We start from the raw sequence: 25,898 nt of genomic DNA, 5'->3' as shown, positions 1-25,898 counted from the left end.
AAAAACGGGCGGCGCGTCGCAACCCGATATGACCGCTGTCCCAAGGTTTTCCTGTCCACCATAGCCCTCGCAGCCCTAGTCATTTATTGGCTCTGAGTCCTGAGCCTAGGGCCCGGTGTTGCGCAGATTATCCCGAGATATTGTTAAACAAGGACACCCAAGGCAGCTTTGATGACAACTTTGCGCAGCTCTGTCCTGTCTTCGGGGAGTAGGGGGCCCGATCCCAAGGAGGTATGGATAGCCATGGTGATGATGATCTGAACCGCGTGCTGCAGGGCCTCGGTTTTGTTGCTGGCAGGGATCTCATCGGCATAGTCCTCTGCCACCTTGGCGAATTTGCCCCCGATCAAAATACTCAGATCTTTGAGCCGGTCCCATACCGTGGGGTCCTGCGCTGAAATCTCGTAGGCCGCCCGGTAAAAGCCACGCCTGTCATTGACTTTGGCAAAGGCTTCCTCGGCATAGTGCGCCAGGAGGTTTTGAACCGACCCATGTGTCGTTCGCGAAAGATCCTGATCCAGCAGCTCTGATTTGGTCGCTTCGCTCATCTGCAAGAGCATCACGTCAAACAGATCCCGTTTATCCGAAAACCGGTGGTAGAACGAACCGGTCGAACACCCCGATAGCTTGATGATGTCCGCCACTCTCGCCTTGGCAAAGCCATTGTTTCTAAAGGCTTCTTCTGCTGTTTTCAGAAATTTCTCTTCTGTGCGTCGACCGCGGCTTTGTTTGGCGGGGCGATAGCTTTTGTTCGAAGTTTGTTGCGCCACGTCGCTTTGCCCCTTTGCAAATTTCGTTTGACAAAATCAGGAAACTGGGCCGAGATCAATATTAGAATAAAAGTTCTAATAATCGGTGGAGCCAAAATCCAACCGGACGAACACAGGGAGAGAGAGATGAAGTTTGCGATGATGGGCGCGCTTGCGCTTGGATGTCTTGCGACCAGTGCGGCGGCGCAGGTTGAGATCAAAGTGGCCTCGATTGCCCCAGCGGGCACCCCTTGGGTTGCCCATCTCGAGGCTTGGGAAAAGAATGTCGAGGCGGCGAGCAATGGTGAGATCGACATTGTGATCTTCCCTTCGGGTCAGCTGGGCAACGAGTTCGACACCTTCAAACAGGTGCAGCGCGGGCGGATTGATGCGGCGTCGCTTTCTGGCGGGGTGCTTGGCGCGTTTGTGCCTGAGCTCTCTTTGATGTCGACGCCCTATCTGTTTGAAAAAACACAAACCATTGACTGTGTTTATGACGGCGGATTGGGCGACACCTACAAGGAACTCGTCGCGGACAAGGGGATCGAACTCTTGCAATGGGGCGAGACCGGCTGGGTGCATGTCTATGCCCAGGACGACCTGTCGGATGTGACCAATGCCGAAGGCTACAAGGCCCGTATCGCGCCACATGACATGTCGCGCATGCTCTGGTCTTCGGTTGGCGCAAACGGAACCGAGCTGCCCTATGCCGAAACCCCCGCCGCCCTGCAAACGGGGTTGGTCAAGGCAGGTGAATCCGCCGAGGTTTCCTATGTGGCCTTTGGCCTGGGCAAGGTGGCGCCGCATTTCATGCTGACCTACCATTTGCACCAGGCGGGTGGAATTGTGATCAGCGACCGCACGATGAAGGGGCTGAGCCCCGAGCAGCAGCAGATCCTGCGCGATGGTATGCCGCCGGCGCAAGCGGGGCGTGATAGTATCCGCAAGATGGGTGCTGCTCTGCTTGGGCAATACCGCGATGCCGGTGGTCCCGTTCATACACTAAGCGATGAGCAGCGCGCGGCTTGGAAAGCCAAGGTCGAGCCAAACTGGCCCGCCTTTGTTGCCGGTCTGGGGGGCGACTCCGAAGCGCTCTGGCCTCAGGTGTTGGAAGCCAAAGCGACCTGCGGCGAATGACAATGGTCCCGCGCTGGTCTGAGCGGCTTTTGGCGGCGGTTTTCACGCTGGAAGCCGCCGTAGCCGTGACCGGCTATGCCGTGGTTGCTGGGCTCCTGGTGCTCGACGTCGCCCTGCGCGAAATCTGGGGCACCTCAATCTACGGGGCGCAACGCATGTCTGTCTATATCATGATCGTAACTGGATTTTTGGGCCTTGGCTTGGCGGCGGCCAAGGGGCGCCATCTGCGCCCCCGCTTTGCCGATGGTCTGATCCCATCTACTCTTGCATCCGCAGCGACGCGTCTGGGGGATCTTCTCATGGCTGCGGTTTTGCTTGTTTTTGCCTGGATTGGCATCCGCTTTGTGCTGGACGCGCATGAGTTTGGGGACATGGCCCGCGTCATCGACATTCCGCTTTGGTATCTGCACCTTGTGGTGCCTTATGCCTTTGTCGCTACGGCGCTGCGCTATGCACTGTTTGCGCTTTACCCTTCCCTACGCCCCGAGGAGGTCAGCGCGGAATGACCTATGCATTACTGCTTTTTGGCCTAAGCATCGCCCTCTTGGCGTTGCGGGTGAACCTGGTTGTCGTCCTCTTAGTGATTGGTGGCTATATCCATCTGGTCTGGGGCGATGCCGAGCTGCTCTATGTGGTTGAGGACATGTGGATCGCGTTGGACAAAGAGGTCCTGCTGTCGATCCCGCTGTTTTTGATTTGTGGCGCCGTGATGGGGCGCGGCGCTATTGCGGCGCGTCTGATCGAAATCATGACCGCGCTCACAGCGCCTTTGCCTGGCGGCATGGCCATTGCCACGGTGATGACCTGCGCAGTTTTTGCGGCCATTTCCGGCTCCTCTGCGGTGACGCTGATTGCGGTGGGTTCCATTGCCTATCCTGCGCTGCTGGCGCAGGGCTATGACAAGAAATTTTCGCTCGGCGCTTTGGCATCTGGCGGCACGCTGGGCGTTATCATCCCACCCTCGATCCCGATGATCCTGTATGGCATCGCAACTGAGACCTCGATCATCGACCTGTTCACCGCCGGCATCCTGCCGGGGCTGCTGCTGATGGGGCTTCTGGCGGGCTATTCGCTGATCGTAAACCGCCACCTACCACGCCAAAGCTTTTCGCTGATTCAGCTGATGGGCGCGCTGAGGTCCGGCATCTGGTCGATGCTGATGCCAGTGATCTTGCTGGGGGGCATCTATTCGGGCTATTTCTCGCCCACAGAATCTGCTGCCGTGGCCTTGGCCTATGCGGTGCTGGTCGAGCTGTTTATTCACAAAGAGCTGCGGCTGGGCGATCTACGGGAGGTGGCGATTGAAACCGCCATCATGATGGGCACGATCTTCCCGGTGCTTGCGATTGCGCTCTCGGTAAATTTGCTTTTGACGGCCCATCAGGCCCCTGCGGTCCTGGCCGAATGGATTGGTGGCTTCATCACCTCCAAGGTGACCTTCCTCTTGGCGGTCAATGTGCTCTTGCTGATTGTCGGCTGCGTCATGGATATGGTCTCGGCCATTTTGATCCTCGCCCCCGTGCTGCTGGCCCTTGGCCGGGTCTATGGCATTGACCCGGTGCATCTGGGGATCATCATGACCGTCAACCTAGAGATCGGTTTGCTGACCCCCCCAGTTGGCATCAACCTGATCGTCGCCATGACGGCCTTCCGTGAAAAATTCAGCCTGATCACCCGCGGGGTGCTCCCGTTCATCGCTCTGATGATTGTCGGGCTGCTGATTGTTTCCTTTGTGCCGGCCCTGTCGCTGGCCTTGCTTTGATAGGATAGATATGTCCGAAATCACCGTATATACCGCCCGTCGCATCCACACGATGAGCCCTTCTAATCCCATCGCCGAGGCCGTGGCTGTGCGTGACGGGATCATTCTCGAGGCGGGTCGCCTTGAGGATATGCAGCCCTGGCTCAAGGGCGCCGAGGTCAGGATCGATGACCAATTTGCCGATAAGATCCTGTTTCCGGGCTTTATCGACCCGCATCTGCACCCCTCGCTCGGGGCGACCATTCTGCCCTGCAACTTTATCACCGCCTTTGAATGGGATCTGGGCAGTCGCAAAGTGCCTGCTACGCGCGGGCGCGAGGAGTATCTGGCCGCGTTGTCCCAGGCTGTAAACGATCGGGATCCCGCGCAGAAGCTTTTTGTCAGCTATGGCTATCACCGCACCTGGCACGGCCTTGTCGGGCGGGAAGAGATCAATGCCATTACACCGGACTTCCCAGTGATTATCTGGCATCGCTCCTTCCACGAGTTGATCATGAATGATGCCGCCATCGACCTAATGGGGCTGGACCGCGAGATGCTGGCAAACCATCCGCAGGTTGATGCGGATCACGGCGTGTTCTTTGAAACCGGTGCGGCGCTGGCGATGAACGGATTGCGGCCGCATTTGTTTTCGCCCGGATGGTTCGGCAAGGGGCTGGAGCATCTCAAGCAGATCTTGCATGCGGGGGGGCATACCACTGTAGGCGATATGGCCTGGGGGATCTTTGATTTTGAGGTCGAATGGCAGTCCTACAGCTATGCGATTGAGGAGGCCAAGGCGCCCTTGCGGGTGATGATGATCCCTCGTGGCATCCCCGAGGCCGAGCTGACCGGCGACCCGGCTGAGGCCGTGGCGCAGATCGAGAAGCTTTGCGATCGGGGCAGCCATCGCTTGTTTTTTGACAAACATGTCAAACTGTTCACCGATGGCGCCTTCTTCTCTGAGCTGATGCAGGTGCAAGAGCCCGGGTTTATTGATGGCCATCACGGTGAATGGCTGACGGCACCGGAACAGTTTGAAGCCGCAGCACGCGCCTACTGGAATGAGGGCTATCGCATCCATGTGCATTGCACCGGTGATTTGGGTGTGGAGCTGGCGTTGGATGTGCTGGAGAAGCTGCAGTTTGAGCGCCCGCGTTTTGACCACCGCTTTACCATCGAGCATTTTGGCGTCTCTACCGAGGAACAGGTCCGCCGGATCAAGGCACTGGGGGCGCTTGTCTCTGCCAATGTCTATTATCTGCACGAGCTGGGCGAGGCCTATTGGCGCCATTCTATCGGTCATGAGCGTGCCAGTCAGATGGCGCGTCTGGGCTCCCTGGCGCGCGAGGGCGTGCCCTTTGCCCTGCATTCCGATTTCACCCTGGCGCCGGCCCGACCGCTGAACTCTGTCTGGGTGGCAGTGAACCGGATCGCGGAATCCGGTGCGGTGCTGGGAGAGAACGAGCGGATCAGCGTCGATCAGGCAATGCGGGCTATCACCATTGATGCCGCCTATGTGCTGGGGCAGGAAGCACGGATTGGATCTATTCGCGCCGGCAAATCCGCTGATTTCACGGTTCTGGATGACGACCCCTACGAGGTGGCGCCGGAAACCCTGCGTGATATCCGCATCCACGCAACAGTGTTTGAAGGCGCGCCCCATTTGGTCGAGGCTTAGACCATGGCAAAGCCAATGATCCCCATTGTCATCGTTTCGGGATATCTGGGGGCGGGTAAAACCACGCTGATCCGCGCGTTTTTGACCGACCCGCAGGGGCTGCGTGCGACGGTGCTGGTCAATGATTTTGGGCAGGTCAATATCGATGCCGAACTGATCGCAGAGACCGGAGCCGACACCATCGCGCTGACCAATGGATGCGCCTGTTGCAGCATCGGAGACGATCTATTGGGCGCGGCCAATGCGGCCATGGCCGCGCAACCCGATCTGTTGGTGATCGAGGCCAGCGGTGTGGCGCAGCCCGCGCGTATGGCGCGCCTGTTGCGAGGCGTGCCCGGGGGCGCACCGGCGCGGTGCCTTACGGTCGTGAACGGAGCCCGCGCGTCGCAGCTGGCGCGCGACAAATTCGTAGGACGGTTGTTTGAGCAGCAAATCACTCAGGCGCATGCTATTAGCTTGAACCGGAGCAGGGAAGCTTTGCCCACCCGGTTTGAGGGGCTGGCGCATTTTGCATCCCTTTATGAGTTCATCCTGGCGGCTGACTTGGTACAGCTGCAAGCCGAAACCCGGGCGGCGGATATGGAGGTGCAGTTTGTGCAATCTATCCATCAGCCCCCGGCTATGGCGGAGAAGGCATTTCATACCTGGCTTTTGGAAAAATCGCCCGACCTGCACAGAGCAAAAGGCGTGTTTCCGATGCAAGAGGCTGGTGGTCTAGCGGTTATGGCTCGGATCGACTACGTGCAGGGCGAACTGTCGATACGCCCTCTGCCAGATCGCCAATTTGAATCCCTGGGACAGATCGTTGTGATCGCACCAAAAGAGCATGAGGCCGCACAGGCCCCGTAGCGGCTTTGCCAGTGCGCTCATAGGTCCGAGAGTTGCCCAGGTATCAAGCCAAGGCGAGACCCGCCCGCGCAAAATTATGGCAGTCGGATCTCTTGGGCGCCTGGGTAGGACTGGCCAGAGTTTGATAAGAAACTTCGCCTGTTTTCCAGTGGCAGATCGGGCCTGCGGCAATCTATTTCGAACCCTCTAGGGGAGCTCTGAACCTTTGATTTGCCAAAATTCTGTGGAGGCAAAGAATGGCGACGGCGGCGGCGATCCCAATCCACATGACCAGGGCAGTTTTCCAAAGAACGAAAACGACAATCAGCAGGCGCGCTCCCACCTCCCATCCCTTCAACTGAACACGGTCGTGGCCTGCCAAAGCGGATGCCAAAAGGTACAGCGCTACTATGAGACGTGCCCCAAGAAAGGCCATCCAACCCCAATCGGTTTGCCCTGTATAGCCGTCGATCAGCACGGATTGACCCGCGTCATTGGTGATCGTCACAGCTTCCTCGATCAACAATAGCTCTGGGTACCAGGCAAAAATGAAGGGGATTGCGAACATGACAATCCCAACACGCACAGCAGAGAAACCGGTACGCATCGGTTCTGTGTTGGCAATAGATGCAGCGGCAAAGGCCGCGATGGCAACGGGCGGAGTGATCGCCGAGGCGACGGCAAAGTAGAACACGAACATATGCGCGGTGAAAAAGCTGACACCAAGATTGCTGAGCAACGGCCCAAGAAGCAGAGCCACGTTTACATAGGCCGGCACTGTGGGCATGCCCATGCCCAGAAGGATGGCGCAAAACATTGCGCAGATCAGGGCGAGCATCAGATAGACCCCGCCGACAATTGGGATCTCGACGCCAAAGAGATTTAGGACTTTTGCATGTTCCAACCAAGCCGTGACAGCGCGGGTCAATTCGCCGGTCAGCCCGCTTTCATTCAAAAAGGACGAGATGATGGACACGGCAAACAGCAACAGGAACAGCCGGGACAACAGTATGCCGCCCTCGGCCAGGGATTGCAGGATCCGTCTTGGGTTGGCGCGGGTTTCTGGATCCAGAAGCAGCAGGGGCAACAGGGCAATAACCGCCCACCAGCCCGCCGATACGGCATCGCCGGTGGCATTGATGATGGTTTTGAGCGCCCCATCCCAAAGGATCCAGCTGAGTGGTCCGCTTGCGACGGCATCCTTGTTTCCAAGCAGCAAAAACAAAATGACCAAGATCGGCGCAAAGATCATCACAACATTGAGCCGGTCCTGCGGCTCCATGATCAGGTCTTTGGGGATTTCTTCCATCGCTTTGACACCGTCACGGCGGGCCTGAAACATCACAGTCAGAAAGATTGAAAAGAAAAACGCCATGGCCGGCAAAAAGGCTGCAATGACGACCTTGGTGTAGGGAACAGCCGTCAAGGCGACGAGCACAAAGGCGGCGACCCCCATCACTGGCGGCATGATTTGCCCCCCCGAAGAGGCAGCGGCCTCAACCCCGCCCGCAAAGCGCGGGTTGAAGCCATTGCGGATCATCATCGGGATCGTCAGCCGGCCAGTGGATAAGACATTGGTCACGGGCCCCCCGGTGATGGTGCCAAACATGGCGGAAGACACAATAGCGGCATGGGCTGGCCCGCCGCGCAAACGGCGGGTCAGTTTGACCGCCAGTTTGATTAGTGAGGTGCCGCCTGCAGAGGTGCCAAAAAGTGCCCCCAGGATCACATAGGGAAAGACCTGGTTGACGACGATATCCATGAAGCGCCCCATGATCCCATCTGAGGAGATAAAGACATTGGTGGCTTTTTGGACGGCTGCGGCCATAGCGTCTCCGCCATCGGCCCCCAGTTTGGTCACCAGGAAACTGTTCTGGGACAGATCAAAAACCCAGATCAGAGCTGTCCCAATTGTATAGGCCACAACGATGCTGGCCACGATGACCAGTGGAGCGCCCCAGACGCGAACATTGTACAGAAAGAACAAGCCAATGATGGTCATCAAAAGGGGCAGGATCCAAACCCCAAAACGGGTTTGGCATTCAGGGACTTCTGCCTCAAATGAGATGCCCGGAATGACTCCAGCCGAGCGTTCTGCAGCCTCTTCTATTAGGCGGGCGCGTTCGCCAGTGATCTGATCAAACAGGCAGACGCTATCGATCTCGACCAGATAGCCAAGCGCACCAAGAAACGCACCCAAGACCAGACCGAGATCCAGCAAAAGCCCGAGCGAGGCCAGAAGCGGCCCGCGATGCTTCCATTGGCGGTAAACACTGGCATTGAGAGCAACGATCACCATCATGACCAGAAAAACCGGGGGGTACAGATATTCTGGCGCAAATCCGGAGACCCGGAAGAAGGGCTGTCCAGTTATCTCGCGGGCCCAATCCTGCAGCCCAGCGATTTCCGGCATCGTATTTAGCATGCCAACAAGCACGAGGGCTAGCGACAAGACAAATGCAATTCTTTGGCCCAAAGGCCTGGTCTGGAGTGTCGAGTCAGTCATGAGAACGCGCCATCTCTGGCAGACTTGACCGGAGCCAGGTCTGCAATAGGGGGAAAGAGGTCAAAGTTTTGCGGCCCACCGCCAACAGCTGGGCCGCAAGTATTTAGGGACGCAGGCAGTCAGCCACAGAGAAGCCTGCCGCCTCATATGCCCGAATGGCGCCAGGATGCATTTTGACCTGAACGGCGCCGCAGGCGCCCTGGCTTTTGCCATCGATATCCCCAAAGGTCAGGTTCAGGTTTGGACCAATTGGGGCGCCCTTTTCAAACCGCTCTTGCGACCCGAGGAAGGCCGTAACGATATCAAAAACCAGCTGCTCATCCATGCCAGCGGGTACAATCTCACCAAAGGCGGTTGAGTAGCTGTCAAAAGTATCGTCATCGGTGACAATAGTGATGTCATTGCCTGCATAGGCCGCGCGATACTCTTCGACAGGCATCGAGAACGGCGCATGACCCGGGGCGGCGGTAATCTGTTTGCCCAGCTCACTGTTGTACAAGGCTGAGGGAATATCGTGGATCGTCGTTGCGCCTGCTGCCGCGACCCGAACTTGGCGACCCGAGGGCAGACCATCTGGCGCCGTCCAGGCGTCAACGCTTCCACCGGTAATCGTGGGAATGGCGTCGGGCCAAGGCGTCTGCACGCCTTCATAACCTTCGCCCTCTTTGAGACCCGAAAGCAGTTGCACAGTGGCACGTCCCGAGGTTAGCGCCGCACCGCGTGGAGGGCCATTCCAGATGCGTTTGCCGTCCAACTTGGTAATGTCTTCAATCGGATTGCTGTTGTAATAGGCAAAGATCTGATGCGATCCCGCGTGAAAGAAAATCACCCGGATGTTTGCTGCCAGCTCTTTACCTGCTTCCGCGCCGACGCCGCTGTAGGGGCCGATGCCGCGCGACAACAAAAAGGGGAGGATCAGGGGCGCCGGAGCAATGTCCAACCGTCCTTCGGCAACGGCTTTGACCGAATTTGTCAGCGTTGCACCTTCGGTGATTTGTAGGGTTGCCACACCGGCACTTTCCAAAGCAGCGGCAAAGGTCGTGTCGATGTAATGCGGTGTTGAACCGACGCTAGTTGTTTCTGCCGTGAGTGTTTGCTGTGCTGATACGGCGAATGGAGCCAATGCCAGCGCTGCGCCCAAAAATGTAGATTTGAACATGCGTTTCCTCCCTGTTTCTGGCACATCCCTCCACGAATGCACCGCCCGAATACCTTCGGTTGTGCCTTTACGGTGGCAAAATTAATATGACTTGTCACGTATAAAATTTTGAGGCTTTATGGAATCTCGGAGGAGAGCATGTCAAAATCAGCCATTTCTAAGGCGGAGCGGATCAAAGCGCGGCGGGCGCGGGAAGAGGTGAATATCTTTGCCCGTATGCCCGCGGCCTATGCGGCCTCGCGCAGTCAGGCGGCAAAATTCCTGCAACGTGCTGGCGGGCTTTCGGTGGTGGAATGGCGGGTGCTTTGGGATCTCAGTGAGGCGGGACCTTTGTCGATCCGCGAGATGGCCTCAATCCAGCGGGTGGATCATTCGCAGCTGAGTCGCGCCCTGCCGGGGATGCGGCGCAAAGGTTTTGTCACCATGGAGCGGGATGAAGCGGATGGCCGCCAAATGAATGTCGCTTTGACCGAGGCTGGCCGCGCGGCCTATGACAAGACCGCCCCGATTATGAAAAAACGGCGGGAAGGGCTTCGGCGGGCCTTTTCTGCAGAAGAGTTAGAGCAGTTTGCAGGTTTTTTTGATCGGCTCGAAGAGTTTCTTCGCCAGCCCGTAGAAGATCTGCTGGCGGAGGAGAAAACACCATGAGCAAACGCCCCAATGTCCTGTGGATTATGGCTGATCAGCTGCGCTTTGATTACCTGAGCTGCTATGGCCACCCGCATCTGCATACGCCGCATATTGATGCGTTGGCCAAACGCGGGGTGCAGTTCAACAAGGCCTATATCCAGTCGCCAGTCTGTGGCCCCTCGCGGATGTCGGCCTATACGGGGCGGTATGTGCGCAGCCATGGCTCAACCTGGAACGGCATGCCGCTGCGGGTGGGTGAGCCGACCCTGGGCGACCATTTGCGTGAAGCCGGGGCGCGGGCGGTTTTGGTTGGCAAAACCCATATGCGCGCAGATCTGGAGGGCATGGCCTGGCTGGGCATTGATCCCAACAGCACAATCGGGGTCAGCCGCTCGGAATGCGGCTTTGAACCCTTCGAACGCGACGATGGGCTGCATCCCGACAGCGCGCGGCAGAACTGGTCTGCCTATGACGATTACCTAGTGAAGAACGGCTACAAGTCGGAAAACCCCTGGGGTGACTTTGCCAATTCCGGTCTCGATGAAAATGGCGAACGACTGTCCGCCTGGTTGCTGAAAAACTCGCGCCTGCCCGCCGATGTGCCGGAAGAGCATTCCGAGACCGCCTATATGACTGATCGTGCCATTGATTTTATGACTGAGGCTTCTGCCGATGGGCGACCCTGGATGTGTCATCTGTCCTATATCAAACCGCATTGGCCCTATATTGTTCCGGCTCCCTACCATGACATGTATGGGCCCGAACATGTGGTTGATCCCATCCGCTCCGAGGATGAGCGCGACACCGATCATCCGCTGCTGGGGGCCTATCTCAATGCTCGCGTCTGTCGCAGCTTTGCCCGCGATCATGTGCGTGAACATGTGATCCCCGCCTATATGGGGCTGATCAAGCAGTTGGATGACAATCTGGGGCGGCTCTTTGCCTGGATGGATGAGGCGGGGCTGAGCGATAATACCATCATCGCCTTCACCTCAGATCATGGTGATTACATGGGCGATCACTGGATGGGGGACAAGGATTTCTACCACGATGTCGCCGCCAAGGTGCCGCTGATCATTGCAGATCCCCGTCCAGATGCGGATGCCTCGCGTGGCACGGTTAGTGAAGAGCTAGTCGAGATGATTGACCTGGCGCCGACCTTCATGAATGCGCTTGGGTGCGAGGCAAAACCGCATATCATCGAGGGGCGCGACCTAACCCCGATCCTGAACGGAACGGATGGGTTTTGCCGACGCTATGCCATGTCCGAACATGACTATCACTGGTCCGAAATGGCCCGCGAGCTAGGCATAGCGCAGGAGCATGCCCATACGGTGATGATCTTTGATGGCCGCTGGAAGTTCATCCGCTGCGAAACCTTCCGCCCGGTGTTGTTTGATCTGGAAACGGATCCGCAAGAGCTCACCGACCTTGGCGCTTCGGATGCGGCAGAACACATCGCCGTGCGCGCCCGTATGGAAGCAGCATTGCTGGCTTGGTCGCGGCGCCATCACACCCGCATCACGGCCACGCCAGCTGTCCTTGCCAGCCAGAAAATTGCCGCCGAGGGTGGAATTCTGATCGGGTTCTGGGATGAGCAGGAATACGAGGAGGCCACCGGAAAACCCTTTAGCAGTCTGGTGCCGGCGGGGCGGCCCTGAGGCTAGCATTCCCTAAGCTTTTGTGAAGACACCAGATGTCAGTTCAAACCCGCTTTGCGCCTTTCCAGCTAAGAAAATATCATACAAGACCCAGACTCTAGAGGTCCAAAATCAGTTTGCTCCCCGCTGCGCGTGACACACAGGTGCACATATAGCTGTTGAGCGCTTGTTCTTCTGGAGTCAGGATGCCGTCGCGATGATCCACTTCGCCTTCAACGACATCAACAATGCAGGACCCACACAGCCCCTCGGAGCAGCCAAAATCGATTGCGATGTCATTGGCGCGCAACACGTTGAGAATAGTATCTTCATTTGAAACGTGGAACACTTGGCCGGAAGAGTTCAACTCGATGTCGAACCCGCGTGTCGGAGCCTGATCCACCTCGGATGCAGCAGCAAAACGTTCGAAATGAATTGTGCCACCGCGCATAGCGCTACCGGCTTCGAGGACTGCGTTCAACATAGGCTCTGGCCCACAAACATATAGATCGCTGCCCGCGGGAATTGCCTGCATTGCTGAACTCAGGTCTATCTGACCATCGGTGTCATCGCAGTGCAGGTGATACCATTCATCCAGTCCAAGGGCGCGGAACTTGGCATCCATCGCGGCGTATTCTTTAGATCGAACCAGATAATAAACCTGAAAGCGCTGTCCGGTGTTCAGCAGTTGCCGCGCCATGGCGACAAGCGGCGTGGCGCCAATGCCACCGGCCACCAAGGTGACATAGCGATCATTGCTTTCCAGCTGGAAGTGGTTGCGCGGACTGCCAATGTCTACCGACGCGCCTTCTTCCAGCTGATGCATGACCAGTGATCCGCCACGACCCTCTGCCTCACATTTGACTGCAATATTGATCTGGCGCCCATCCTGGGTCCAGCTCCAGATAGAGTACTGCCGCACCAGATCGTCACTCAGCCGCACATCCACATGTGCCCCGGGTTCCAGGCCGGAAAAACGGCCCTGAAGTAATTCAAAGCAAAAATCCATGGTGTCAGGGCTCAGTTGCGTCTTTTTGATCAGCCGTGCAGTCTGCGTGTCCATTTTAACTCCTCTTTGCTTGCCCATAGCTCAATCGCAGGCCCAAAGCGCCGAACCGCTCAGGAGCTGTTGCACCTGACCGGAGGGATTTTACTCCTTCGGCTTCTCGGTCCCAATTCTGGTCCCATGGTTTGTTGGAAAAATCTCTCCAAGATTGTTGGAGTTCAATGGCAATAATATTCATATAGAGGTTAGGTACACTCACCTGTCGATGCCAACCTCTGGGAGGCCCCATGTCCAGACGCCACTACAATCTACCTCCATTGACGACCCTGTCCGCCTTTGAGGCCGCCGCAAGGCATCTGAGCTTCAAGACGGCCGCGCAGGAATTGTCGGTGACGCCAGGGGCGGTGAGCCACCAGATCAAGGCCCTGGAAGGCGAGCTTGGCTCGGCATTATTTGAGCGGCGCCACCGAGGCGTTGAACTGACCGCAAATGGGCATGCCCTGTTTGAAACCCTGGCGTCGTCTTTTGGGCGCATCTCAAAACGGCTCGAGATCATTCGCGAAAACGGAGCCGCGGAAAAGATCACCGTAGGGTCAACAACCGCGGTAGCCGCCCTGTGGCTTTCGCCTGCCATCATTCGGTTTTGGCGGGAATACCCAGATGTAAATATCAATCAAATCACGCAGGATTTCCCTTTTAACGCGCGCGCTGACGTTGATTTTGTCATTCGCTATGGCCGAGATCGCAACTCGCCATTGCACCATCGTCCGCTTTACCGCGATGAGCTTGTTGCCGTGGGCACCCCGGATCTGGCACAGGCCTATGCCAATATTTCTCTTGTGGATCTTGCGCAGGAGCGGCTCATTCACTTGGACAGTGATGCCCGCAATTGGACGACCTGGTCGGAGTGGTTCCAACAACTCGGTTTTGACGGAGAGCTTTCTGTCGGGTCACGGGTCACCAGCTATTCGGTGGCTTTGCAGCTCGCCCGCAAAGGGGCAGGGCTGGCGCTTGGCTGGCGCAGGCTTGTTGACCCAATGCTGAAAACCGGGAAATTGGCGGTGATCGGACAACACAGGCTACCAGCCCCGCATGAATTCCACCTTGTTGAATACTCCAGCGACACATCTTCAAGCAGCGCAGAAATCCTCAAGTCTTGGTTGCTAAGCGAAGTGCCCGGCGGTTCGGTTTAGGTAAATTAAACCATGAGTGAACTTTTCCGATATTGAGGGCCCTGGATCTCTCCGCCAGATGTGATGCAAGCGCAAACGCATTTGAAGGGGAGACGCATGAACACTCATAGCCCACTGTCATCCGTATTGACCGAGGTGAACACCGCCAATGGTCTGCCCAACGAACACTATATTGATCCGGCCATTTTTGCAGAAGAGCGGCGCTCTGTTCTTTTTGCCAACTGGGCCGGTGTCGGTTTTGGCAAGGATATTCCTGAGGCCGGCGATGCCAAGCCCGTCGAGTTTCTGGGCATGCCGCTTTTGTTGGTGCGCGACCGCGATGGAAGCGTGGGTGTGTTCCAAAATACCTGTCGGCATCGTGGCATGATCCTGGTGGACAAACCCCAAAAAATTCGCGGCGCGATCCGCTGCCCCTATCACAGCTGGTGCTATGGTCTGAACGGCGCATTGCGCACGACACCTCATGTTGGTGGCCCGGGCCAGAACAGGCATGATGATGTCAAAATGGACGAGCTCGGCTTGTTCCGTATCCGCTCATATATCTGGCGTGATGTGGTTTTTGTAAACGTAGACGGCACGGCTGAAGAGTTTGAAACCGCAAATGCAGCGCTTATGGAGCGTTGGAAAGAATTCGAACAGCCACAGCATCATGGCGGTGAAGCCTCTTCGTTTAAATTGTCGGTAAAGACCAACTGGAAACTCGCGGTCGAGAACTACTGTGAAAGCTACCACCTGCCCTGGGTTCACCCAGGCCTGAACAGCTACTCACGTCTTGAAGATCACTACAATATTGAGGAGCGCGATCAGTATTCTGGGCAAGGAACACTGGTTTATCGGCAGTTGGAGGACCAGGACGGTGCAAAATTCCCTGACTTTTCTGGACTGAGCACGCAATGGGACGAAGGCGCGGAGTATGTCGCCGTCTATCCCAATGTTCTCTTGGGCGTGCAGCGTGATCACAGCTTTGCCATCGTGCTGGAGCCGGTGGATTGCAGCAACACGGTAGAGCATATCGAGCTCTACTACGCCAAAAGCGAGAAAGAGACGCCGGAATATGATGGGCTGCGCGCCTCAAATGCGCAGCTTTGGAAAACGGTGTTCGAAGAGGATGTCTTTGTTGTGGAAGGTATGCAAAAGGGGCGCCACGGTGAGTTGTTTGACGGTGGGCGTTTCTCCCCTGCGATGGATGGGCCAACACATAACTTTCACCACTGGGTCGCCTCGCAGGTCGCAAAGGGCCGCACAGCATGAGCGGTTTTATAAAAGACGGGCTGGCCAGAAATTTTCTGGCCGGCACCTGGGTCGAAGGCGACGAGGGCGCGACAATTGCCGTTGAAGATCCCGGTTCTGAGGAACATCTCGCCGACTGTGCCCAAGCGGGTGAAGAGACGCTGAGCAAAGCGCTGGGTGCCGCGCGGGCCTCATTTGACCGTGGCGATCTTGCCGACATGCAGCCTGCTGCTCGTGGGCGGTTGATGGCCCGGGTCGCGGTTGAAATTCGCAATCTCGCGGAGGAAGGGGTCGAACTGCTGTGCCGGGAGAGCGGCAAGACGCTTGAGGCGGCTCAGGACGAGTTCGAAGAAGCGGCGCAGTATTTTGAGTATTATGGCGGTGTTGCGGATAAGATCGAAGGAAAATCGATCCCGCTGGGCCCGGATTATGCAGACTACACGGTCTATGAACCTTTTGGGGTTTCGGCGCAGATTGTTCCGTGGAACTTCCCGGTTTCCATCGCGGCGCGCTCGCTTGCGCCTTCGATGGCTGCGGGCAATGCGACGATCATCAAATCGCCAGAACTTGATCCCATTGGCCTGGCGATGTTGGGTCTCGCCCTGGAACGTGCAGAAGTCCCCAATGGCGCTGTGTCGATCCTGAATGGCATCGGGTCGGATCTTGGCGCGCGCCTGGTTGCCAGTTCAGAGATCGACCAGATCGTCTTTACCGGCTCTGTGCCGACTGGTCAGACAATTCTGCGCGCTGCCGCAGATACCGTGACTCCATCGCTGATGGAACTGGGAGGGAAATCGGCGGCAATTGTTTTTGAAGATGCCAACTTGGATGGGTTTATCGCCAGTTTGCAAAGCGGCATTTTCTACAATGCTGGTCAGGTCTGCTCGGCCATGGCACGGGTTTTGGTGCATCGCTCAATTTATGATCAAGTGGTTGAACGCGCCGCCGAACTCTCCAATGGGCTGAGCATCGATCACGGCTTGAAAAACCCGGACCACACGCCTGTCATTTCGGAGCAGCAATTGTCGCGGATTGAAGAGATCACTTCGATGGCACGACAAACCGGCGCACGCGTCGCAGCCGGTGGCACGCGATTGGATCGCCGGGGCTATTTTATGGCGCCGACAATTCTGGCGGATGTCGATCCCGCCAGCCGGGTTGCACAGGAGGAGATCTTTGGCCCTGTCACCTGCATAACCCCCTTTGACACAGAGGCTGAGGCGATCGCGATGGCCAATGGCACTGAATTTGGTCTGGTCGCAGGGGTCTTCACGCGTGATCTGGCCCGCGCCCATCGCTCCGCCCGAAAGCTGCGGGCAGGGCAGGTCTTTGTGAATGAATGGTTCGCGGGCGGTATCTCCACCCCATTTGGTGGTGTCGGGAAATCCGGTTTTGGTCGCGAAAAGGGTCTGGAAGCCCTGTATAATTACGTTCGTACCAAGAACATCGCGATCTCACTAAAGGGGTAATGATGGAACAAGAGGACCTCGACACCGCTCTCTTGGCGGCCCATGCCGCAAACGATGCAAGCGAGTTGATCCGGCTCTATACCATGGCTGGGGACCGCTCTGAGCAGCGGCAGGATGTGGATGCCGCCTGTTTCTACCTCACCCATGCCTTTGTCTTTGCGCTGGAAGCCGGAGCCCCGGAGGCGCGTGACCTGAACAAACGTCTGGCCGATCAAGGCCGGGCCAAATTGCTTGAGTTTTGACCTGATTGCGACAGTTTCCGGCGCGAATAAAACAGACCGGGCCTGTAGCGGCGGCCTCAGATGAAATTCTGTAACGGGATCTGATGAAACAATGACCAGTGGCCCGAATTGGGCTTCTGGTTCGCTTAAAACATACGGAAAACAATGATCTTTTGTTTTTCCAAAGATGGATCAAAGACCTAAGAGGGACCAAGACATGCGTACAGAAGCACAGGCCGTTGTCATCGGCGGAGGGGTGATTGGCTGTTCGATCCTGTATCATCTGACAAAACTTGGCTGGTCCGATGTGGTCCTGCTGGAACGCGATGAGCTGACCTCGGGCTCGACCTGGCATGCCGCGGCCAATATTCATGGGCTGCATGACAGTACCAATATCTCGCGCATTCAGCATTACACGATGACGCTCTACAATGAGCTGGAAGCCGAGACCGGACAAAGCTGCGGCGTGTTCCAACCAGGATCCCTGTATCTGGCGCAGACAGAAGAGCGGGAGCATCAGCTGCGGCTGCAGGCGGCCAAGGCCAAGCTCTATGATATGAATTTCTACGAGATCAGCATCGAAGAGGCGCAACGCCTGAACCCGATGGTCAACTATGACGGCATTCGCTGTGTCATGTATGAACCTGATGGCGGCAATGTTGATCCCTCAGGCGTGACAAATGCCTATGCGGTGGGAGCGCGTCAACGGGGGGCGAAAATCCACCGCTTTACCCCAGTGATTGCGACAGATCAGCAGGATGACGGCACCTGGGTTGTCCGCACACCCAAAGGGGATATCCAAACACCTTGGGTGGTGAATGCCGCCGGGCTATGGGGCCGCGAAGTGGCAAGGTTGGCCGGAATCGAGTTGCCGCTGCAGCCAACCGAGCATCAGTATTTTGTCACCGAAACCATGGCTGATGTAGAAGGTGCCGATCGCCGTTTGCCCTCTGTTTCAGATCGTGATGGGGAGTACTACCTACGGCAAGAGGGGCAGGGCCTCTTGGTTGGCGCCTATGAGAAGAACATGAAGTTCTGGGCGGAAGAAGGCACGCCATTGGATTTTGCCCATGACCTGTTCCCTGATGATCTGGAGCGGATCGAAGAAAACATGATGAACGCCATTGAACGCGTTCCAGCCGTTGGCGAGGCCGGTATCAAGCGGGTGATCAACGGGCCGATGATCTGGTCGCCTGACGCCAATGTGCTGATGGGGCCGGTGCCTGAAATGGACGGTTATTTCTGTTGTAACGGCATTATCCCAGGCTTTTCGCAATCCGGCGGGATGGGGCTGATGGCGGCGCAATGGATCATCGAAGGCGAGACGCAATACGATATGTTTGCCTGGGACATGGCGCGTTTTGACGGGTGGGCCACCAAAGAGTTCACCAAGGCGCGGGTGCAAGATCAATATGCCCATCGTTTTGCCATCCACTTCCCTAACGAAGAGCGCAGCGCCGGTCGACCGGCGCGGGTCCGACCCATTTATGAGATGCAGCGCGACATGGGTGCAGTCTTTGGCTTGAACGCCGGTTGGGAACACCCGCTTTGGTACGCCGATAAGCCTGGAACCACCGATACCAATGGCTTTACCCGTCAAAACTGGTGGGGGCCGGTGGGCGAGGAATGCAAAATGCTGCGCGACCGGGCTGGCATTATCGACATTTCGAACTTTGCCAAATACCGCTGCAAAGGCCCTGATGCCGCGGATTGGCTGAATGCGGTTTTTGCCAATACTATGCCCAAAACTGTGGGACGCTCTTGCCTGACACCGTTGATTTCCAAACGCGGCGGCATTGCGGGCGACTTTACCGTGACCCGCGTGGCCGAGGATGAGTTCTGGGTCATAGGCTCGGGCCTGGCGGAACGCTATCACAAGCGGTTCTTCAAACAGGTGCCATTGCCAGCAGGCACCACTTGGGAAAGCCAGACCGAGGCTATGTGCGGCTTCAACGTGGCGGGCCCCAAATCGCGCGAGATGTTGCAGCACATGACCAATACCTCGCTTGCGACTACGGATTTTCCCTTTATGCGCTCGGCGATGATTGAGCTTGGTGGAGTTGAGGTTTTGGCGCTTCGGGTCTCTTTCACCGGTGATCTGGGCTGGGAATTGCATTGCAAAACCGAGGATCAGGCACAGCTCTATGCGGCCTTGTTGGAGGCGGGCAAAGAGCTGGGTGCCGGGCCGGTTGGTTCCCGGGCGCTGATGTCTTTGCGGGTTGAAAAGGGCTATGGATCCTGGTCGCGGGAGTATTCGCCCGAGTATTACCCGCAGGAGGTAGGCCTGGATCGGTTGTGCAAGACACAGAAGGATTTCCTCAACAAACAGGCCGCTTTGGAGGTGATGGCAAAACCTGCACGCGAACAGCTGGTGTTGCTGCAGCTGGACGAGGCCGTTGTGACGGCCTCGAACGCCGATGCCACCGGAGGGGAACCGATTTTCAAAGATGGCAAAGGGATTGGCCGCGTGACCTCGGGGGCCTATGGCTACACGGTTGGCATGTCGCTGGCCCTTGGCTTTGTAAAAGACGCCGGACCAGGGGATGAGGTGGAGATCATGGTTTTGGGTCAGCCACACCCGGCGAAGATCCTGCCTGCGCCGCCCTTTGATGCAGACGGAGGTATCCTGCGCGAATGATTGAAAGCGCCTGATCAGGCAGGCGGCGTGATGGGGCAGGGGGGCCAGGTCAAGGACAGGGGGCAATAGATGAAGCCCCCTGTCTCAGCAATATTAGGACACGCGGGTTTTTGAGCGCCGGTTCAACCACATGCCAAACAGCATTGCCGTGATATACATCGAGACGGAATACAGCGCTGCAGGCAAGGCGATTTGAAAATTTTCCAAGACCGACAAGGCGATATAGAGCGCCAGAGTAGAGTTGTGAATGCCGATTTCAAAGCTGATCGCGCGAGATGCGCCTTCGTCAAGACCGGCCCATTGGGAGACAAAATACCCGGACAAAAGCGAGACCAAATTAAACAGGATCACCGAAGGCCCCAGCACAGCAAAACTGTTCATCAGGGCTTCTCGTTCGGAAATGATGGCGATCAGCGCAAAGCTGGCCAGCACCAGAGCAGAGAGGATCTTAAACGGTTTTTGTGCCCGCTCTGCGAGGCTCGGTGCCAGGCGACGGATCACCATGCCGATGGTGACGGGCACCAGAACCACAGCCACCACCTGCGCCACTTTGCCAAACTGCAGAGGCACCACTGCGCCGTCGGAACCTTCTGGGGCAAAGAGGCCAATGGCGATGTTGGAAATGAGCGGCAGGGTGACAATCGCCAAAACTGTGTTGATTGCAGTCAGCGAGATATTCATCGCCACCTTACCCCCGTAGAGGTGACTGAACAGGTTGGCCGTCACGCCGCCTGGAGAGGCCGCCAGGATCAACAGACCCACCGCAAAGGCGGCCGGCAACCCCAGTCCCCAGGCAATGGCAACCCCGGCGATGGGCAGCAAGATCACCTGCAGCCCCAGCGCCAAGGCCACTGCGCCTTTGTAATTCAGCACACGGGCAAAATCACCCAATGTGAGCTCTAACCCGAGGCCCAGCATGACCAAGGCCAGAGCGATTAACAGAATATCCGGTAGGATTTCCAATATGTTCATGCGCGTTTTCTCCCCTGTTGCAATGCCTCCTCTGCATTGCCGCTATGTTACCCTACATCAGCCGCCGCAGTGCGTCCCGCCTGCCGGCCCGAGAACAGACATCCGCCCAAAAAGGTGCCTTCGAGCGCGCGATAGCCGTGATAGCCACCGCCGCCAAAGCCCGAGACCTCACCCGCCGCATACAGCCCCGGCATCACCTCTGCTCCGCGCCCCTCGGCCATGCGGAAACAACGCCCACCCAGATCCGTCTCGATGCCGCCCAATGTCTTTCGGGTCAGGATGTTCAGTTTCACAGCAATGAGCGGCCCGTGCTTTGGATCAAGGATCTTATGAGGTTTGGCGGTACGGATCAGCTTGTCGCCTAGGTAGTTGCGGAAGGTCCGCAGCCCCATGATCTGCTGATCCTTGCTGAATTTATTGTCGATCTGGCGATCACGGTCTTCGATCTGTGACCTGATGGTCTCCACATCCAACCGGTCATTGCCCGCAATGCGATTCATCTTGGCCACCAGCTCCGGCAGCGTGTCGGCCACCGCAAAATCGTCACCATGCTCCTTGAAGGCTTCAACCGGGCCGGTGGCTTTTGAGCCAAAGGCCCGCCCTGCTACCATCTTCCAGTCTTTGCCAGTCAGATCGGGGTTCTGTTCTGATCCTGAGAGGGCAAATTCCTTTTTGATGATGCTCTGGGTGAGAATGAACCAGGTGTAGTCATAGCCCGTTTCCATAATGGCATGCAGGGAGCCGAGACTGTCATAGCCGGGGTAATTGGGGGCTTTCATCCGTTTGCCCGTAGCATCAAACCACAGGGAGGAAGGGCCGGGAAGGATGCGGATCGCGTGGTCTGGCCAGATCGGGTCCCAGTTTCGCACACCCTCGACGTAGTGCCACATGCGGTCCTTGTTGATAGTGTTGGCGCCGGCCGCTTCAGAAATGCCAATCATGCGGCCATCCACATGGGCGGGCACGCCCTTGATCATGAACTTCGGTGGATTTCCCAGACGCTTGGGCCAGCTTTTCCGCACCAGATCTAGATTGCCGCCAATTCCACCCGAGCAGACAATCACCGCCGGAGCCCGCAGTTCAAAATCGCCCGTGACATCGCGACTGGTGGGCTTGCCTCGGTCAGCTTCGTCTACAGCCAGAAGCGAGCCTTTAACACCAACGCAGGCACCGCCTTCGATGATCAAATCATCCACCTGATGGCGGAATTTCAGGGTGATCTTGCCTTCCGCTTGCATGGCGCGGGTCCGTTTTTCAAAGACCTCGACAATGCCCGGTCCGGTGCCCCAGGTGATATGAAACCGCGGCACCGAATTGCCATGTGAAGAGGCGTCAATTCCGCCGCGTTCCGCCCAGCCAACAATCGGGAACAGCCGATGCCCCATGCTGCGCAGCCAGTCGCGTTTCTCTGTGGCAGCAAATTCCACATAGGCCCGCGCCCATTTTTGCGGCCAGTGGTCTTCCTCCCGGTCAAAACCAGCGGCGCCCTTCCAATCCGCCCAGGCCAGATCAAAGCTGTCTTTCACCCCAAGCCTGCGCTGCTCGGGCGTGTCCACCATGAACAACCCACCCAGCGACCAAAAGGCCTGCCCGCCAAGATTTGCCTCGCTCTCCTGATCAACAATAATGACCTTGAGACCGGCCTCAGCCGCCTCGGTTGCCGCCACAAGACCAGCCAGCCCGCCACCAACCACGATGGTATCCGCGTGATTTGCCATGTATTCCTCCCTCTGCGCAGACTTCCCCTACACTTCTGCACTCGATACACTGGTGTATCGAGTGGGCACTAAAGCAGTGGATTAATCAATTGAAACCCAGCGTCACCCCCCCAGAGCGCACACCCCGTCCAAAACGCGAACAGGTGCGCGCCAAACTGATCGAAGGGGCGGCCAGGGCCTTTGCCAAAAAGGGGTTTTCCGGTGCCTCGATTGATTTGGTCTGCGCCGAAGCGGGGTTTTCGCGCGGGGCTTTCTATTCGAATTTCAAAGACAAGGACGCGCTGTTCTTTGCGCTTTATGACAACCGGACAGCCCGGCTTTATGGACGCATTCGCAAAATCGCTGAACTGGCGCAGGCGGCAGAGAATCCCATGCAGCTCATCGCTGAGGAGCTGCGACAGCCGGATCAGGACGAATTGCATTGGGATATTCTCAACAAAGAGTTCATCATTCACGCCCTGCGCAGCGATGCCGCCCGTCAACGCCTGTTGCAATCGCGTGCCGACAGCAAGGCCCAGCTGTCCAAGATACTTGTCACATTGCGCCCGGAGATTTCGGAGCATCCAAAGAAGCTGGATCGCCTGTGCCGCGTTATCATCGCCCTCCATGAGGGCGAGCTGACCCAGCTTGGCCTTGACCCGAGCTTGCAGGACGAGACATCACTGCTTGCCGAGTTCGTGCCACAGATTCTCGCTACATTGCTGACATAGGGAATGTTCCAATGCTGTTCAAAGCCTCTGACTGTGGAAATGAGGAATCAGAAATGACGTTCTGATTAATTACATAATAAACCTTACCGGACTTTTCGCTGTAGCCGGGGCACATTCGAAACTGCGTTGCGACAAATCGCCTATCTTGCTGGAGGTGCGCGCTATTCTGACTTGCGACTTTTGAGTGTTATCAAACCGTTGCCACTCGAAAGGAAGAAGCACGATGAACCTTACAAGCAGCTCAGCCTGCAAGAAAGACGCAAGATCGAGAAATGGCGCGCGGCGAAAATCAGCGTTGATGTGATCGCAGAGCGCCTTGGACGAAATCGGTCAACCATCTTTCGAGAGTTGCGCAGGAACCATTACGAGGACTCAGAGCTGCCCGATGTTGTCGGATATTTTGGTGTTGTTGGGCGTTGTTGTAGAACTGACGCCTGAGACGTGAGTTCCCCTTTCCCCGTTGGCGTCAGTCGACGCGAACGACCTCGGCCGTGCCGAGGGCCGAGAAGCGGTTCATTAGTGCGATGCGGATGTGGATTCGGCGGTTTGGATCTCTTGCGCTGATGCGGTCACCAAGGGATTTGAGGCAGCGCATCTTCGCCTCAATCCGACTGCGGGCGTGGTAGCCGGTCCATCTTTTCCAGAATGCCCGGCCAAAGTGGCGAGTGGCGCGCAGGGTCTCGTTTCTTGCCCGCGCCGCCGGGCAGTCCTCCTTCCAGAGACGCCCATTCTTGCGGATGGGTATGATGGCCTGGGCATTACGCTCGATGATCGCGGTGTGGCATCTCCGGGTGTCATAGGCTCCGTCGGCGGTCACGGTGTCGATCCGCTTGTCCTCGGGGATCTGGCCGAGCAGCTCCGGCAGGATTGGACTGTCGCCGTCGCAGCTGGGAGTAAATTCCACGGCTCTTATGTCGGATGTCGCTGTTTCCATGGCCAGATGCACCTTGCGCCACTGGCGGCGACCCTGGACGCCGTGCTTGCGGGCCTGCCACTCCCCATCGCCCAGGAACTTGATGCCGGTGCTGTCCACCAGCAGGTTGAGCGGCCCACCCGAACGGCGATAGGGGATTTGGACAGCCAAAGTCTTCTGCCTGCGGCAAAGGGTCGAATAGTCGGGCACGGACAAGTCAAGGTTCGCCATCTGTAGCAAGCTGGCCACCATGCCGGCTGTTTGCCGCAGGGGAAGCTTGAACAGAACCTTGATCGTCAGACAGAACTGGATAGCGGCATCGGAGAAGACTGCAGGCCGACCTGGCCGGTCCTCACGCGGCGCATGCCAGATCATCCCCTTGTCCAGCCAGATCAGCAGAGAGCCCCGCCTCTTCAGGGCGGCATTGTAGCTGGACCAGTTCCTCGTGCGGTAGCGGGCGGGTACGGGATTCGTCATGCAGCCATTCTAACCTTATGGATTCACGATGTGAATCGCCCGAAACCAGGGTTGTGTAACAACGCCGACCACGCCCGTCCGGGAGACAGCTTGGCTATCATCCGGCTGGATCGGCTTGGGCGCTCGCTCAAAGAGCTCCTTGCAACTGTCGAAAACCTGAAAGAGCAAGATATCGGACTGTTCAGCCTCGAAGAGCGGATCGACACAACATCCGCGGCCGGTGAGCTGATCTTCCATGTCTTCGGAGCCATCGCCCACTTTGAACGTCGCCTCATCTCAGAGCGCACCAAAGACGGCATCGAAGCCGCCAGAGCACAAGGAAGAAAACCAGGGCGACCGCCCCTCGAAGCCGAAACCGTCTTGGCATTGCAAAACCTCGTCCAAGCCGGAATGACCGTCGGACAAGCCGCTAAACAGCTCGGCATCGCAAGATCAACAGCTTACAGATTGATCAAAGAAACAGCGTAACCCGAGCCAGGTGGCCTTACGGTGTCATTCTGCCCCCAGCCGGAACAGAACCCTAGGAGACGGAGTCGCGGACGTACAAGATAACCGATCGGGGATAGTGGCTGCCTTTGAAATCAAACGTCACGTGCTGATACCCACCTGCGTAATTAGAGGTGGGCAGATAACACAGGCCGACCGACACGCCCATCTGCCGAAAGTTTGCGACATAACCCTATAAGTTACGACAATACAGATTGCAGCTACGAAGGGTGTTAGAGCCTCGTAGCAACGCTCTTAGCATAAAGATATTTGTCGACGGCCCCCATTTCAATTCGCCAATTTGGAGGCAATTTTCGCAACGTGGCGTCCTTGGTCCTTCGCAAGCTTCAATTCAACTGCGCTTGGCAAACGCGACCCATCAGGTCCAGCAATGGTAGCTGCACCATAGGGCGAACCACCCCGCACTTCAGAGATGTCGATTAGCTCCGAAGATGAGTAAGGTAAACCCACAATAATCATCCCATGGTGCACGAGGGTAGTCCAAGATGAAGTAATTGTTGTCTCAGAGCCGCCGCCCGTGCCTGTTGACGTAAAAACGGAACCAACTTTGCCGATCAGTTTTCCTTCAGCCCATAGGCCACCAGTTTGGTCAAAAAAATTGCGCATTTGCGATGCCATATTGCCAAAACGGGTTGGCGTGCCAAGAATAATGGCATCGTAACTAGGCAACTCATCAACGGTCGCAACTTCTCCTATTTGATCAATTTTCATTCCAGCATCAGAGATTTGTTGATCAGACATAGTCTCGGGGACACGCTTTGTAGTGACCTTTT

General features: G+C 57.0%; 23 protein-coding genes and 1 pseudogene. 16 read left to right on the top strand and 8 right to left on the bottom strand.

Translation table 11 applies throughout. The features are described from left to right. Positions 1 to 96 (top strand): annotated as a pseudogene (locus AN476_RS22970) (IS5/IS1182 family transposase); the annotation flags it as partial. 47 nt (positions 97 to 143) lie between these two features. On the opposite strand, the gene AN476_RS20215 reads toward AN476_RS22970, so the two are convergent. Then, the gene (locus AN476_RS20215; protein WP_054463579.1) at positions 144 to 770 is read right to left on the bottom strand and encodes a TetR/AcrR family transcriptional regulator; all 627 of its coding nucleotides are present in this window, start codon (positions 768 to 770) and stop codon (positions 144 to 146) included. A 126-nt stretch (positions 771 to 896) separates the two neighbouring features. On the opposite strand from AN476_RS20215, the gene AN476_RS20210 reads away from it, so the two are divergent. The 5 genes from AN476_RS20210 to AN476_RS20190 are packed head-to-tail and all read left to right on the top strand — an operon-like array spanning position 897 to position 6,157. Beyond that, positions 897 to 1,886, top strand: coding sequence for a TRAP transporter substrate-binding protein (locus AN476_RS20210; protein ID WP_054463578.1), 990 nt, complete (start codon positions 897 to 899; stop codon positions 1,884 to 1,886). Further along, a complete protein-coding gene (locus AN476_RS20205) occupies positions 1,883 to 2,392 on the top strand; it encodes a TRAP transporter small permease (RefSeq protein WP_054463577.1) in 510 nt (169 codons plus the stop codon). Before AN476_RS20210 ends, AN476_RS20205 begins: the two co-directional genes overlap by 4 nt. Beyond that, positions 2,389 to 3,648 (top strand): TRAP transporter large permease, encoded by a 1,260-nt coding sequence (locus tag AN476_RS20200; RefSeq protein ID WP_054463576.1) that lies wholly within the window; start codon positions 2,389 to 2,391, stop codon positions 3,646 to 3,648. Before AN476_RS20205 ends, AN476_RS20200 begins: the two co-directional genes overlap by 4 nt. Before the next feature lie 10 nt (positions 3,649 to 3,658). Then, complete coding sequence (locus AN476_RS20195) at positions 3,659 to 5,308, top strand: amidohydrolase (RefSeq protein ID WP_054463575.1); 1,650 nt, start codon at positions 3,659 to 3,661, stop codon at positions 5,306 to 5,308. A 3-nt stretch (positions 5,309 to 5,311) separates the two neighbouring features. Further along, positions 5,312 to 6,157, top strand: a complete 846-nt coding sequence (locus AN476_RS20190) for a GTP-binding protein (protein WP_083464428.1) — start codon at positions 5,312 to 5,314, stop codon at positions 6,155 to 6,157. A 172-nt stretch (positions 6,158 to 6,329) separates the two neighbouring features. Here AN476_RS20190 and AN476_RS20185 read toward each other — a convergent pair whose 3' ends face one another. Next, positions 6,330 to 8,561, bottom strand: coding sequence for a TRAP transporter fused permease subunit (locus AN476_RS20185; protein WP_253279949.1), 2,232 nt, complete (start codon positions 8,559 to 8,561; stop codon positions 6,330 to 6,332). A 184-nt stretch (positions 8,562 to 8,745) separates the two neighbouring features. Beyond that, positions 8,746 to 9,801 carry a TAXI family TRAP transporter solute-binding subunit gene (locus tag AN476_RS20180; protein WP_054463572.1) on the bottom strand — a complete coding sequence of 352 codons (1,056 nt, stop codon included), beginning with the start codon at positions 9,799 to 9,801 and terminating at the stop codon, positions 8,746 to 8,748. Positions 9,802 to 9,939: 138 nt separating this feature from the next. Between AN476_RS20180 and AN476_RS20175 the strand changes: the two genes are divergently transcribed. Further along, the gene (locus tag AN476_RS20175; protein ID WP_054463571.1) at positions 9,940 to 10,449 is read left to right on the top strand and encodes a MarR family winged helix-turn-helix transcriptional regulator; all 510 of its coding nucleotides are present in this window, start codon (positions 9,940 to 9,942) and stop codon (positions 10,447 to 10,449) included. Beyond that, positions 10,446 to 12,092 (top strand): sulfatase-like hydrolase/transferase, encoded by a 1,647-nt coding sequence (locus AN476_RS20170; protein WP_054463570.1) that lies wholly within the window; start codon positions 10,446 to 10,448, stop codon positions 12,090 to 12,092. The genes AN476_RS20175 and AN476_RS20170 overlap by 4 nt, the downstream gene beginning before the upstream one ends. A gap of 97 nt (positions 12,093 to 12,189) precedes the next feature. Here AN476_RS20170 and AN476_RS20165 read toward each other — a convergent pair whose 3' ends face one another. Next, positions 12,190 to 13,134 carry a PDR/VanB family oxidoreductase gene (locus tag AN476_RS20165; protein WP_054463569.1) on the bottom strand — a complete coding sequence of 315 codons (945 nt, stop codon included), beginning with the start codon at positions 13,132 to 13,134 and terminating at the stop codon, positions 12,190 to 12,192. 230 nt (positions 13,135 to 13,364) lie between these two features. Here AN476_RS20165 and AN476_RS20160 point away from each other — a divergent pair, with 230 nt between their 5' ends. The 5 genes from AN476_RS20160 to AN476_RS20140 all read left to right on the top strand — a co-directional run bounded on the left by AN476_RS20160 (position 13,365) and on the right by AN476_RS20140 (position 19,828). Further along, positions 13,365 to 14,270, top strand: coding sequence for a LysR substrate-binding domain-containing protein (locus AN476_RS20160; RefSeq protein ID WP_054463568.1), 906 nt, complete (start codon positions 13,365 to 13,367; stop codon positions 14,268 to 14,270). Between the two features lie 96 nt (positions 14,271 to 14,366). Continuing rightward, positions 14,367 to 15,521, top strand: a complete 1,155-nt coding sequence (locus tag AN476_RS20155) for an aromatic ring-hydroxylating dioxygenase subunit alpha (protein ID WP_054463567.1) — start codon at positions 14,367 to 14,369, stop codon at positions 15,519 to 15,521. Next, the gene (locus AN476_RS20150) at positions 15,518 to 16,969 is read left to right on the top strand and encodes an aldehyde dehydrogenase family protein (protein WP_054463566.1); all 1,452 of its coding nucleotides are present in this window, start codon (positions 15,518 to 15,520) and stop codon (positions 16,967 to 16,969) included. The genes AN476_RS20155 and AN476_RS20150 overlap by 4 nt, the downstream gene beginning before the upstream one ends. Before the next feature lie 2 nt (positions 16,970 to 16,971). Then, positions 16,972 to 17,211 carry a hypothetical protein gene (locus AN476_RS20145; RefSeq protein ID WP_054463581.1) on the top strand — a complete coding sequence of 80 codons (240 nt, stop codon included), beginning with the start codon at positions 16,972 to 16,974 and terminating at the stop codon, positions 17,209 to 17,211. 196 nt (positions 17,212 to 17,407) lie between these two features. Beyond that, a complete protein-coding gene (locus AN476_RS20140) occupies positions 17,408 to 19,828 on the top strand; it encodes an FAD-dependent oxidoreductase (RefSeq protein WP_054463565.1) in 2,421 nt (806 codons plus the stop codon). A gap of 93 nt (positions 19,829 to 19,921) precedes the next feature. On the opposite strand, the gene AN476_RS20135 is transcribed toward AN476_RS20140, so the two are convergent. Both AN476_RS20135 and AN476_RS20130 read right to left on the bottom strand, forming a co-directional pair. Next, positions 19,922 to 20,800 carry a bile acid:sodium symporter family protein gene (locus tag AN476_RS20135; protein WP_054463564.1) on the bottom strand — a complete coding sequence of 293 codons (879 nt, stop codon included), beginning with the start codon at positions 20,798 to 20,800 and terminating at the stop codon, positions 19,922 to 19,924. Between the two features lie 47 nt (positions 20,801 to 20,847). After that, complete coding sequence (locus tag AN476_RS20130) at positions 20,848 to 22,518, bottom strand: FAD-binding dehydrogenase (protein ID WP_054463563.1); 1,671 nt, start codon at positions 22,516 to 22,518, stop codon at positions 20,848 to 20,850. An 89-nt stretch (positions 22,519 to 22,607) separates the two neighbouring features. On the opposite strand from AN476_RS20130, the gene AN476_RS20125 reads away from it, so the two are divergent. Beyond that, positions 22,608 to 23,228, top strand: a complete 621-nt coding sequence (locus AN476_RS20125; protein ID WP_054463562.1) for a TetR/AcrR family transcriptional regulator — start codon at positions 22,608 to 22,610, stop codon at positions 23,226 to 23,228. 126 nt (positions 23,229 to 23,354) lie between these two features. Then, on the top strand, positions 23,355 to 23,666 hold the full coding sequence (locus tag AN476_RS23640) for a helix-turn-helix domain-containing protein (protein ID WP_083464427.1): 312 nt from the start codon (positions 23,355 to 23,357) through the stop codon (positions 23,664 to 23,666). Positions 23,667 to 23,694: 28 nt separating this feature from the next. Here AN476_RS23640 and AN476_RS20120 read toward each other — a convergent pair whose 3' ends face one another. Continuing rightward, on the bottom strand, positions 23,695 to 24,618 hold the full coding sequence (locus tag AN476_RS20120; RefSeq protein ID WP_054463561.1) for an IS5 family transposase: 924 nt from the start codon (positions 24,616 to 24,618) through the stop codon (positions 23,695 to 23,697). On the opposite strand from AN476_RS20120, the gene AN476_RS23500 reads away from it, so the two are divergent. Beyond that, on the top strand, positions 24,505 to 25,086 hold the full coding sequence (locus AN476_RS23500) for a recombinase family protein (protein ID WP_083464426.1): 582 nt from the start codon (positions 24,505 to 24,507) through the stop codon (positions 25,084 to 25,086). The genes AN476_RS20120 and AN476_RS23500 overlap by 114 nt on opposite strands. A 306-nt stretch (positions 25,087 to 25,392) precedes the next feature. On the opposite strand, the gene wrbA is transcribed toward AN476_RS23500, so the two are convergent. Then, positions 25,393 to 25,898, bottom strand: a 506-nt coding sequence (gene wrbA, locus AN476_RS20110; protein ID WP_054463560.1) for an NAD(P)H:quinone oxidoreductase, incomplete at its 5' end; no start/stop codon positions are given.

Source organism: Phaeobacter sp. 11ANDIMAR09 (genome assembly GCF_001294455.1).
Classification (GTDB): Bacteria; Pseudomonadota; Alphaproteobacteria; order Rhodobacterales; family Rhodobacteraceae; genus Pseudophaeobacter.
This window is presented reverse-complemented; position numbering and strand designations above follow the sequence as displayed.

What these genes read in the sequence shown, in the direction of transcription:
- AN476_RS20210 (WP_054463578.1), top strand. Translation starts at nt 897, where the DNA reads ATGAAGTTTGCGATGATGGGCGCGCTTGCGCTTGGATGTCTTGCGACC.
- AN476_RS20145 (WP_054463581.1), top strand. Translation starts at nt 16,972, where the DNA reads ATGGAACAAGAGGACCTCGACACCGCTCTCTTGGCGGCCCATGCCGCA.
- AN476_RS20175 (WP_054463571.1), top strand. Translation starts at nt 9,940, where the DNA reads ATGTCAAAATCAGCCATTTCTAAGGCGGAGCGGATCAAAGCGCGGCGG.
- AN476_RS20140 (WP_054463565.1), top strand. Translation starts at nt 17,408, where the DNA reads ATGCGTACAGAAGCACAGGCCGTTGTCATCGGCGGAGGGGTGATTGGC.
- AN476_RS20155 (WP_054463567.1), top strand. Translation starts at nt 14,367, where the DNA reads ATGAACACTCATAGCCCACTGTCATCCGTATTGACCGAGGTGAACACC.
- AN476_RS20200 (WP_054463576.1), top strand. Translation starts at nt 2,389, where the DNA reads ATGACCTATGCATTACTGCTTTTTGGCCTAAGCATCGCCCTCTTGGCG.
- AN476_RS20120 (WP_054463561.1), bottom strand. Translation starts at nt 24,618, where the DNA reads ATGACGAATCCCGTACCCGCCCGCTACCGCACGAGGAACTGGTCCAGC.
- AN476_RS20180 (WP_054463572.1), bottom strand. Translation starts at nt 9,801, where the DNA reads ATGTTCAAATCTACATTTTTGGGCGCAGCGCTGGCATTGGCTCCATTC.
- AN476_RS20165 (WP_054463569.1), bottom strand. Translation starts at nt 13,134, where the DNA reads ATGGACACGCAGACTGCACGGCTGATCAAAAAGACGCAACTGAGCCCT.
- AN476_RS20170 (WP_054463570.1), top strand. Translation starts at nt 10,446, where the DNA reads ATGAGCAAACGCCCCAATGTCCTGTGGATTATGGCTGATCAGCTGCGC.
- AN476_RS20150 (WP_054463566.1), top strand. Translation starts at nt 15,518, where the DNA reads ATGAGCGGTTTTATAAAAGACGGGCTGGCCAGAAATTTTCTGGCCGGC.
- AN476_RS20185 (WP_253279949.1), bottom strand. Translation starts at nt 8,561, where the DNA reads ATGCTAAATACGATGCCGGAAATCGCTGGGCTGCAGGATTGGGCCCGC.
- AN476_RS20195 (WP_054463575.1), top strand. Translation starts at nt 3,659, where the DNA reads ATGTCCGAAATCACCGTATATACCGCCCGTCGCATCCACACGATGAGC.
- AN476_RS20190 (WP_083464428.1), top strand. Translation starts at nt 5,312, where the DNA reads ATGGCAAAGCCAATGATCCCCATTGTCATCGTTTCGGGATATCTGGGG.
- AN476_RS20130 (WP_054463563.1), bottom strand. Translation starts at nt 22,518, where the DNA reads ATGGCAAATCACGCGGATACCATCGTGGTTGGTGGCGGGCTGGCTGGT.
- AN476_RS20160 (WP_054463568.1), top strand. Translation starts at nt 13,365, where the DNA reads ATGTCCAGACGCCACTACAATCTACCTCCATTGACGACCCTGTCCGCC.
- AN476_RS23500 (WP_083464426.1), top strand. Translation starts at nt 24,505, where the DNA reads ATGCCAGATCATCCCCTTGTCCAGCCAGATCAGCAGAGAGCCCCGCCT.
- AN476_RS20135 (WP_054463564.1), bottom strand. Translation starts at nt 20,800, where the DNA reads ATGAACATATTGGAAATCCTACCGGATATTCTGTTAATCGCTCTGGCC.
- AN476_RS20205 (WP_054463577.1), top strand. Translation starts at nt 1,883, where the DNA reads ATGACAATGGTCCCGCGCTGGTCTGAGCGGCTTTTGGCGGCGGTTTTC.